Origin of the sequence: Pseudomonas sp. 2995-1, assembly GCF_002742505.1 — a bacterium.
In the GTDB taxonomy this organism is placed as follows: Bacteria; Pseudomonadota; Gammaproteobacteria; order Pseudomonadales; family Pseudomonadaceae; genus Aquipseudomonas; species Aquipseudomonas sivasensis.
The window spans coordinates 1-248 of the sequence record NZ_LJSA01000107.1 but is presented as its reverse complement, the minus strand read 5'-3'; the positions used below and the strand labels follow the sequence as shown (position 1 = coordinate 248).

1 protein-coding gene is annotated in these 248 nt (G+C 36.7%); it reads left to right on the top strand.

From position 1 onward, the window contains the following. The first annotated feature begins 11 nt into the window (after positions 1-11). Entirely contained in the window at positions 12-152 is a 141-nt protein-coding gene (locus AOA61_RS32650; RefSeq protein WP_368731115.1) for a DEAD/DEAH box helicase family protein, read from the top strand. The last annotated feature ends 96 nt before the right edge of the window (positions 153-248 follow it).

The window sequence follows — 248 nt, the reverse complement described above, 5'->3', positions numbered from 1 at the left end:
GGAATGGGTTCATTATTCTTCCTTGTGGTTCTGGTAAAACCATTGTGGGGCTAGGTATTATGAAAGAGATTAAAGAGGACACACTCATTATTGTTCCTAATGATACCGCTGTTCAACAGTGGTACAGAGAAATATTAAGTAAACAACTCTAACAACAGACGAAGTTGGGAAATACACAAGTGAAGAGAAGGTTGTTAAGCCAGTAACGATTACGACATATCAAATGTTAACTTATCATCATCCAAAAG